This is a genomic window from Levilactobacillus tongjiangensis, from assembly GCF_003946345.1.
In the GTDB taxonomy this organism is placed as follows: domain Bacteria; phylum Bacillota; class Bacilli; order Lactobacillales; family Lactobacillaceae; genus Levilactobacillus; species Levilactobacillus tongjiangensis.
Map to the genome: position 1 here is coordinate 21,928 of NZ_RHNY01000026.1, position 8,745 is coordinate 30,672.

The window sequence follows — 8,745 nt, forward strand, 5'->3', positions numbered from 1 at the left end:
CTGGCTTATTTATAAACTGTTATGGTAGATTGCAAATTTAATCCGAATTTTTGGACAAATTGGTCAGCATAACCTGATACGGTGTTTGCCAGTCGAGTATTTTAAGCGGTCGCTGGTTAATTTGGAGTAACGTCGTCGTTAAATCTTGAGCACTAATGTGCTCAAAACGAGTCCCTTTAGGATAAAAATAACGTCAATTCCGATTAAAGCGTTCATTACTACCACGTTCAGCTGGCGTATAAGCATGGCAGTAATAGGTCTTAATACCATATTGTGATTCAAGTGATACTAGCCCACTAAACTCAGTGCCACGGTCCACAGTAAAGCTGTGCACCGGTCCATTAAAAGTTGTTAGGAACTTAGTCAGTGCTTCATTAACACTCGCTGTCGTTCGGTCCTTTAACCGATATGCCCACAGGAACCGTGATTTGCGATCGATTAAAGTTAATAAAACTGCCTTACTATGCCCACGAGGGCCAACGACGGTATCTAGTTCAAAATCACCGATGCGCTTACGTTGATTAATCATCATGGGACACTGTTCAATCGATCGCCCCAAAGATTGATTATATTTGGATCATTGGTCAACGTTACGCCGTTGGCGTACGCCATGTTCAGGTAGATCATTCAAGGAGAAACCAATTCTCCCCTGATTTAGCCAATTATCAATAGATTTAGTCGCTAGTTTAAATTCGTGAGCAATCATTCCTGGTGACCAGCTTAGATGTAAATGGTTGAGAATTGTTTGCTTTAACTCATCGCTCAGCTTAGTTTTCCGACCACATCGTGATCGCTTGTATTCGGCATCTGTTTGTGCTAATTCGGCCTGATAAGGTTGACATCGAGATAATTCATAAGAAATTGTTGACGGTGATCGGTTCAGCCGAACGCCCATTTGGATATTGGACAGCCCTAGTTCACAAAAGGTTTCGATTTTAATTCGTTCGGAATAGGTTATACTAGACAAAAGATCAGCTCCTAAAAGATGGGTTTGTGGTAAACACCATTTTAAAGGAAGCTGATCTTTTTTGTCCGAACAGCGTTCGGATTAATTTTACAATCTACCAAGAAACTACCTAAAAAGGCACCTCATATTCGAGGTACCTTTTTAGATTTAGCTTGTAATCCGTATCGAATTAAGTTACGAACAAGCCCACAGGTCAACTTTTTAAAGGCTTACGATCTGTCAACAAAGCAATCGGCGACAGAATCAAAACAATCACCGCTCCTACTAAGTAGGTATGACTGAAGGCCTGACTGATTTGTCGATTTTTAGTATGCTTAATTTTTCTCAAAGCTGTCGTTAAAGCTTCTTTTTGTGCCAATTGTTTGAGACCTACTAACAATTTTTTCTGACCCTGGCTTATTTGCTGATTACCCAAATTAATTTTTTGAGAAGCTACTGACAGTTTAGATATAGCGGTATTTTGATTCTCTAACTTGGTTAAGGTAAGTGCTAGTTGCTGGTTGCCCGCTTTTAATTTGTCAGTAGCTAGTGCTAACTTTTTCTGGGCTTGGTAGATCTGGTGAAGATCGGTTCCCTTTTGGGGCTGTGGTAAATCAACTTGAGATTTGGCCGCTTGTTTAAGGGCACGTCTTAGGTTTGTCTGTTTGTTTTTAGTTGTTAATTTGGCTGACCCAGTAGTGGAAAATAGGCTATTCAATTGTTGATGAGCCACTTTATTTACTTTGGGTGATAATTGCTGTCGATCAACAATTTGAATGGCATCTTGATGAATATGCTGCTTAGCTGTATTGACATTATTATCAAGGACCGTTACTAGAATTGCAATTCCTAAACAGGTGCCAATTTGACGCGCTGCGTTAACAATTCCCGAACCAATCCCACTTTTATTTTTGGGCAAATGCTTAACCGAGGCCACTAACGAAACCGAAGAGAACCCAAAACCAACACCGTTAATCACCAGAAAAGTAATGATAACAGCCTTAGGCGTGGTGGTGGTGATAAACGACAAGAGCAGTAAACTAGCTGCCATGACTAAGAGGCCAATCAAAGTAACCGGAACTGCGCCAACTTGATCAAATAACTTAGTTCCCAAAGGCATCGCTATCATGATTGTTAAGGAAACTGGAATAATAATTAGGGCTGCATGTAACGCTGTATCGTTCAGAACGTCTTGTAAAAAGTAATTTAAAATCAGGGTGGGGCTAACTAACGCAAAGCCAGTTAAAAAGTAAACTAAACTAGAAGCAGTTAAGGTTTTTTCACGGAACAAAGCTAATTCAAGTAGTGGGTGTTTGACTTTACTTTCGATAAAGATGAACAATCCAATAGCTAATACGCCGCCAATGAGTGTTCCTAAGATGATGCCCGATTGCCAACCATATTGGCGGCCTTCTAGTAGGCCAAAGGTTAAACCACCCAAGCCTAGTGTTAAAAGAACCGTTCCTGGTAAATCAATTCTCCCCGCCAAGGATTCGTCATATGATTCCCTTACCCCCATAGCTATAATTAGAAAGGCTACAATGGTTAAGGGGACATTAATGCCGAATACCCAGCGCCAAGAAGCATATTCAATAATCACGCCACCAATCGGCGGCCCCCCGGCAGCGGCTAAAGCCGTTACCGCGCCCACAACGCTAGCAACTTTGGACATATGCGCTTTGCCAAATATTTCAATTCCCATTGGCAAGACAATCGGGGTGATAATGGCACCGCCTAATCCTTGAAAAAATCGAAAAGCAATCAATTCTGGTAACGACGTTGCCAACATACAAGCCGCCGAAAAGCCACCAAATAAGGCTAATCCTAATAACATAATTTTTTTACGACCATAACGATCGGCAATCTTTGAACCAGTGATCATAAAAACGGCTAAGGCTAACGTATAGATGGTGGCAACCCAACTTGTATCAGTTAGACTGGCATTAAAATGGGTCATAATTTTGGGTAAAGCAATGTTGACGATAGTACTGTCTAAGGTGCCCATAAACATCGCAATGGTTAACCCGATAAAACCGATAATTTTAGTAGCTTTTGACATCTATCAAGCGCTCCTTTCGGTAACAGATGGATATAAAGGAAACATTTGTTACCTTTATTTGCGACTTTTAGTATAATTAGTCCTAAGCATTAAAACAATCCTTATTGGCTAAGTGCTACAGATTGCTATAATTTGTTACCGATAGTAGAGGAGATGTCAATAAAATGAACGGCAAGCAGCGTATGGTTGAACAGTCTAAGCAATGGTTATGCGACGCCCTTATAAATTTAATGACGAAAGAGAACTTTCAGGATATTTCTATTACTGAAATTGCCCAAACCGCTGAATTATCGCGAAAAACGTTCTATCATTCTTTTAAAAATAAAGAAGCGGTCATTAATTACCTGTGTGATCAGTTGTTCGATCAGTACTTTGAACAATTACTCCAGCAGAAACCGCAGGTAGGAGAAATGATGTTAAAAACTACTTTTGACATTTTTTTAAATTTTTGGTGGCGAAAACGGGATTTAATTCAATTATTGATCCGCCAAGGCTTATTTGATCACATGAATGAAATTTGGCAACAAAAAGCAATCCCCCGTTATCAACAGTTTGCGGCTCCCTGGCATGTTCAGGGCACTCCTACCCAAGTGAATTATGTGATGGCTTTTCAACTAGGTGGTTTTACCAATATTCTACGCGTCTGGTTAGGCCAAGATCAGCCTGAGCCACCAGAACAAATTAAGGATTTAATGTTGTTGGCTGCTCAGCAATTAGCTAATAGTTTGAATACAAATTAGATTAGTTAGACAGAAACAATCAGTATTTAACTAAGATCATGAACACCATTCAAAATAAGGGGGCCACCCTAGACGTGTTGAATTTGCCGTCCATGACAGGAATCGCTGATCCTAACTTACGGCAACTGATGACCAATTTGATTATTGAACTCTATAAGTATCAGGCCGAAAGTGAACGTAAGCGGATCATCGAACGTCAGCAACAAGGGATTGCCTTAGCTAAGCAGCAAGGTAAATATCATGGCCGCAAACCCCAATATGCCAAAGATGATCCCCGGTTGCAACATGCTTTTAAACTTTATCAGGCGGGCATGAGTGACATTGATGTGGCTCGTAATACCGGGATCAAGCGGACAACTTTTATTCGATATCGTAAAAAGCTTAATATCAAGAGATAGGACACTTAGCTAGTGCATACTAATCATTCATGAATATAAAGTATATGTAACATTTGCAAATATACGCGCTACGTGCTATTATACATGTAGTGATATTTATTAAGCTTACTTAGCATGTATGAGGAGGGACACTAATGGAAATTATTACATTTTCAGCTATAAAAGGCGGCGTTGGTAAAACTACCCTAGCTTTTAATTATGGTGAATGGTTAGCAAAAAATGGCAAGCATGTTTTATTTATTGACTTAGACCACCAAAGTAATTTAACCCAGACTTACAACATTTACGACAATCAAGACACCGTTGGCAACATTTTCTTAGATCGAGGGAAAGTCAAAATACATGAAATAAGTGCTTATATTAGTCTAATTGCCGGAGACATGCACCTTGACGATATTGAGCGGACCATTGAAAATAAGACTAATAAAAACATGTTCCTCTACATGTGGTTGTCAGATAATTATGAACGTTTAAATTTAGGAAAATTCGAGTATATTATTTTGGATTGTCACCCAGATTTTTCTACTGCTACCAAGAATGCAGTAATCATTAGTAATGCTATCCTTAGTCCAATCACACCTAGCGAACATGGGTATAATGCAAAATTTAACCTAGAAGAAAGAATTAACGAATTACGCAAAGAAGCCATTGATTACTCTACTAGAAAATCTTATGTCACGACCAAATTATTTTTTATCGCCAACATGATTAAACACAACACAAGATCATCTCGCGAGTTATTAAAAGCCTTAAAAGGCGATCCCAGTGTATTGGCTACAGTTCCAGAAAAGGAGCTATTCAATCGTTCAACGTTGGATAAAAAATCTCTTTCAAAAATGGCTGAAGACCACAAAACATATATTGATCAACATGAATTTTTTGATAGTATGGACAAAACATTTAATGAAATCACGGAAAAGTTATAAATGCTTCGTACACGTGTTAATCACATGTATGTTCAATACGTATACCTGTGAATTATAAAGGAGGACTACCTATGGCATTCGATCCAGAGAACAAAAACATAAAAAAGGCACTACAAAAAAATGAAACAGAACAGCCAACTGATACTCAAGATAAACTTGTTATTCCTGTTTTTAAAGATGAAGAGGAACGTACTAAGAACTATACCTTTTCACTTCAACCTAGCGCACGCAAAAGACTTGATGGTCTGGCCAAAGAACATAATTTTAAGTCTGCCTCCAAATTTTTAAATGAGCTTATAAAAAATATGTGATGTCACTTTAAGGGGGGAGTTGTTATGGAAATTTCAATAAATGTTACATTTTTGCTTGCCAGCCTTATTGTCTTTTGGATAATTCCAGCCATTGGAATCGCCAAAAAGCACCTAGTAGATGACCGCTTTTTTATTCGCCAGTGGTTATTTCCAATGCAATATTGGTTACAACTTTTATTTGAAAGAATCAGTGGTAATCGTCGTATTGTCGTAAGAATTTTACAAATAATGTCCCTGTTTATCACTTATTTCATCGGGTTACTTATGCTCCTTATATTTAGTGCTTTTGATATTAATACGGCCAAGCATTTTAGTGTCTTTATATTATTTGAGTATTTACTGGTATCTTCTATCGCTTACTGGTTTCAACCAAAAGCTGGCAAAGTATACAAGACCAAATAAAGTTGCCGCTTGGTAAGCGCTATGCTAGACTAAAATTAATTTAACAACCGAATAAAGAGATCAAGCTAAACAGAAAAATCCCCGATTCACGAGGAATCAGGGATTTTGGGTTTAGCAAGTAGCTATAAGGCAGCTACTTAGATTCAGTCGATTTTCACCGCCAAGTTAAAATCGACTGAACATTGTTCTTAATTTGTAGGTTAATTATACCGCAAACCAGTCCCAAAGGACAAGTTAAGGATAGTTAAAAACAAATTAAAGTCAATGGACTAAGTAGCTAACCAGAGCTATTTAGTCCATTTTTTGTTGTTAGAACTTAAAAAAGTTGCCGACTGGGCAACTCACAAACAGACACATGCTGGTAAATTACAAAGCATTCATTTAGCCGTGAGGCTTTGTAATTCAGTTAGAGCATATCAGATTTGTATTGTAATGCAAGTCGAATGTTTTAGCAACTCTCTTTTGAGACAGCGTGTGTCAGTCAAGAAAGGGAGTTTTTATTATGACAAAATCAACAAATTTTAATTACTATGAAGCAGATAACGTATATGGAGCCTTATTTTTCCAGTTCCCTAAGGTATTAATGTATGGCGAGCAATACAAGCATTTAAGCAATGACGCTAAATTAGCCTATATGGTACTAAAAGACCGATTAGAGTATTCTTTGCGCAATAACTGGGTTGATAGTGAAGGACACGTCTACTTTATCTTTACCAATCAAGAACTAATGGACTTGTTCAATTGTTCAAAGGGAAAAGTCATCAAAATAAAAGCAGAGCTGGAATCAATCGGATTACTCGTTCAGAAACAAATGGGCTTTAACCCGAAAACTAAGAAAAATGAACCGAATCGCTTATATCTGTCCAAGCTCGATGTGAAAGCAACCGATGTCTATTTACGCGGCGAATTTGGTCAAAAAAGCTCTCAAACCCTTGCTACGAGCGGAAGTTCAAAAAATGAACTTCCGCGGGAGACCGTTGAAACCCTTGCTACGAGCGGAAGTTCAAAAAATGAACTTCCGCATAAGTTCGTTGACGACACCCCTCAAACCCTTGCTACGAGCGGAAGTTCAAAAAATGGACTTAATCTATATAAAGAACCTAAAGAAAAAGATAAAGATAGATACAATATAGATACTCAAAAGTTGGACTTTTCCACAGCTCATTTCTCACCAGCAGAACTAGAAAAGCAAAACCATGATCTCGTGAGCCATGCTAATGACTTCTTAACTGATGAAGACAGTGGCTTACCCGTTTTCTTAGAACCAGAAGCTGTGCAATTACTTAGCTTCTGGTGTCGAACCCCGCAACAAATGCGCCGTTTCATTGGCATTATCTTAAATGCTAAGTACCGAGTTGAGAAGGATCACAAAGATATTGGGGTTCTAATCCCGCTTGACGACGAAGAACTTAAACCTTTGATGACTAGAGCCTTGAGACGCTACTTTAACGTTCTGAGAAGTAATGAGAAGCATATCAAAAACGTTGAAAACTACTTGTATGGCACCATGCAAAACCTATTTGGCGTTTGGTGGAATAAACAAGCGGCTAGAGAATATGCGGCCAAGCACCCCGAAGAACAGAACACTGACAATGAGCGTTCTTGAAATTAAACGGCATATAAGCTCATATAAGCCGTTTTAAGTGTTACATGCATAATTATATTAAAACTACTTTAAAATTGCTTAGAAGCAGAAATAGGAGCCTTGAGTAGTTGAACAGGCGATGACTGATCTAGAAAAATGGAAAAGGAGCTTTTTAAATGACCAAACCAAGCAAAGAAGTCGAAAAAATAGAGCAATTGTTGGCTGACCCCTGGGCAATCGACATTCAAGAAATTTGGGAGCAAGCAGCACATAATCCAGATCCTGATAAGCGCAAGTTGTTTGACGCGGTACACACTTACCTCTTAGATAAACGCCAAGAGAAAATTATCAACGAAAAGCATTTCGTGATTTAACATGAGTGAGCTAAAGAGATACATCATCGTGGCTGGGATAAACGGTGCTGGTAAAAGCACTTTATATCGCGCGAGACCCGAATTATTTACTCACTCCAAACGATTAAATGCCGATGAAATCCTACAAAAAATGGGTGGCGATTGGCATAAAGATCGTGATAACTTTAGGGCAATGCGCGAAGAAATAAAACAACTCCATGCGGCTTTAGATACCGGGCAAAGTATTCATGTTGAAACAACCTTAGCTGGGCAAGGAAAGGCACAATTAAATTTAATCGAGCGGGCTCACCAAAATGGTTTTGAGGTCACGCTTTTATACGTGGCATTAAAAAACGAAAGAGTAGCAATTAATCGGGTTCATGAACGGGTCAAAAAAGGTGGGCACGGAGTACCAGATGAAATTGTTAAAAAACGCTATAATCAATCAAATCATAATTTAGCAATAGTTGCATTCAAAGCTGATAATGTCGTGATTTACGATAATAGCCAAAAATTTGTATCAGTTTACAGACGAGAGCATGACCAAGTGATCAAAAATAATTTGCGTAATTTTCCTTGGATAAATCCAAAAATTACCTTTGAATCAGCTATACAGAAACAACTAAATGAATTTGGTAAAAATAATCCAGATTTAAAAATTAGAAATCCCATGAATGATTCAGAAAATAAAAACGATCGGCCTAGTTATTAGGTTGATCGTTTTTGAGTTTATTCGGTTTATGGGCATTAACGTAATCGGCAAATATTTTTAAAAGCTCTTCGGTTTGTTCAACCGAAAGGTTATCAGCTTGAAAGTATTTTTCTAGCAAAGCCCCTTTTTGAATTAATCGGCGAGAACGGGCTTTGCGGTCTTGTCGGCTTTCATAGTATTTAGATTGCCGTAATTTAAAATCTTCCCGCTCAATTTTTTGTTTTAAACGCGCTTGTTGCTCGACTAGTTTTTCATATTGATTAGACATGGAATTTCCCCATCTCGTATGGCTAATGATCTACGGACTTTACCT

General features: G+C 38.4%; 9 protein-coding genes and 2 pseudogenes. 8 read left to right on the forward strand and 3 right to left on the reverse strand.

The features are described 5' to 3' along the window. Nucleotides 1-37: 37 nt before the first annotated feature. Both EKM75_RS11815 and EKM75_RS11825 read right to left on the reverse strand, forming a co-directional pair. Nucleotides 38-967: pseudogene (locus EKM75_RS11815) on the reverse strand (IS30 family transposase). 193 nt (nucleotides 968-1,160) lie between these two features. Next, nucleotides 1,161-3,005: an MDR family MFS transporter gene (locus EKM75_RS11825; protein ID WP_125694768.1), complete on the reverse strand. Its 1,845-nt coding sequence runs from the start codon at nucleotides 3,003-3,005 to the stop codon at nucleotides 1,161-1,163. 164 nt (nucleotides 3,006-3,169) lie between these two features. On the opposite strand from EKM75_RS11825, the gene EKM75_RS11830 reads away from it, so the two are divergent. From EKM75_RS11830 to EKM75_RS11865, 8 genes and pseudogenes are all read left to right on the forward strand, one after another. Then, a complete protein-coding gene (locus tag EKM75_RS11830) occupies nucleotides 3,170-3,745 on the forward strand; it encodes a TetR/AcrR family transcriptional regulator (RefSeq protein ID WP_021357776.1) in 576 nt (191 codons plus the stop codon). Nucleotides 3,746-3,750: 5 nt separating this feature from the next. Further along, nucleotides 3,751-4,143, forward strand: a pseudogene (locus EKM75_RS11835) (recombinase family protein); the annotation flags it as partial. Nucleotides 4,144-4,277: 134 nt separating this feature from the next. Beyond that, the gene (locus EKM75_RS11840) at nucleotides 4,278-5,069 is read left to right on the forward strand and encodes a ParA family protein (RefSeq protein ID WP_016527412.1); all 792 of its coding nucleotides are present in this window, start codon (nucleotides 4,278-4,280) and stop codon (nucleotides 5,067-5,069) included. 71 nt (nucleotides 5,070-5,140) lie between these two features. Further along, entirely contained in the window at nucleotides 5,141-5,380 is a 240-nt protein-coding gene (locus EKM75_RS11845) for a hypothetical protein (protein WP_125694770.1), read from the forward strand. A 24-nt stretch (nucleotides 5,381-5,404) separates the two neighbouring features. Continuing rightward, entirely contained in the window at nucleotides 5,405-5,782 is a 378-nt protein-coding gene (locus EKM75_RS11850) for a hypothetical protein (protein WP_125694772.1), read from the forward strand. Between the two features lie 502 nt (nucleotides 5,783-6,284). After that, a complete protein-coding gene (locus EKM75_RS11855) occupies nucleotides 6,285-7,388 on the forward strand; it encodes a replication initiator protein A (RefSeq protein WP_125694774.1) in 1,104 nt (367 codons plus the stop codon). Nucleotides 7,389-7,543: 155 nt separating this feature from the next. Further along, nucleotides 7,544-7,741: a hypothetical protein gene (locus EKM75_RS11860; RefSeq protein ID WP_005693066.1), complete on the forward strand. Its 198-nt coding sequence runs from the start codon at nucleotides 7,544-7,546 to the stop codon at nucleotides 7,739-7,741. Nucleotide 7,742: 1 nt separating this feature from the next. Further along, nucleotides 7,743-8,432, forward strand: a complete 690-nt coding sequence (locus EKM75_RS11865; protein WP_125694776.1) for a zeta toxin family protein — start codon at nucleotides 7,743-7,745, stop codon at nucleotides 8,430-8,432. On the opposite strand, the gene EKM75_RS11870 is transcribed toward EKM75_RS11865, so the two are convergent. Beyond that, on the reverse strand, nucleotides 8,422-8,700 hold the full coding sequence (locus tag EKM75_RS11870; RefSeq protein ID WP_125694778.1) for a hypothetical protein: 279 nt from the start codon (nucleotides 8,698-8,700) through the stop codon (nucleotides 8,422-8,424). The genes EKM75_RS11865 and EKM75_RS11870 overlap by 11 nt on opposite strands. Nucleotides 8,701-8,745 lie beyond the last annotated feature (45 nt).

Excerpts from the sequence above, each read along its gene's own strand:
- EKM75_RS11825 (WP_125694768.1), bottom strand. The coding sequence starts at position 3,005 with ATGTCAAAAGCTACTAAAATTATCGGTTTTATCGGGTTAACCATTGCG.
- EKM75_RS11865 (WP_125694776.1), top strand. The coding sequence starts at position 7,743 with ATGAGTGAGCTAAAGAGATACATCATCGTGGCTGGGATAAACGGTGCT.
- EKM75_RS11855 (WP_125694774.1), top strand. The coding sequence starts at position 6,285 with ATGACAAAATCAACAAATTTTAATTACTATGAAGCAGATAACGTATAT.
- EKM75_RS11840 (WP_016527412.1), top strand. The coding sequence starts at position 4,278 with ATGGAAATTATTACATTTTCAGCTATAAAAGGCGGCGTTGGTAAAACT.
- EKM75_RS11850 (WP_125694772.1), top strand. The coding sequence starts at position 5,405 with ATGGAAATTTCAATAAATGTTACATTTTTGCTTGCCAGCCTTATTGTC.
- EKM75_RS11870 (WP_125694778.1), bottom strand. The coding sequence starts at position 8,700 with ATGTCTAATCAATATGAAAAACTAGTCGAGCAACAAGCGCGTTTAAAA.
- EKM75_RS11860 (WP_005693066.1), top strand. The coding sequence starts at position 7,544 with ATGACCAAACCAAGCAAAGAAGTCGAAAAAATAGAGCAATTGTTGGCT.
- EKM75_RS11845 (WP_125694770.1), top strand. The coding sequence starts at position 5,141 with ATGGCATTCGATCCAGAGAACAAAAACATAAAAAAGGCACTACAAAAA.
- EKM75_RS11830 (WP_021357776.1), top strand. The coding sequence starts at position 3,170 with ATGAACGGCAAGCAGCGTATGGTTGAACAGTCTAAGCAATGGTTATGC.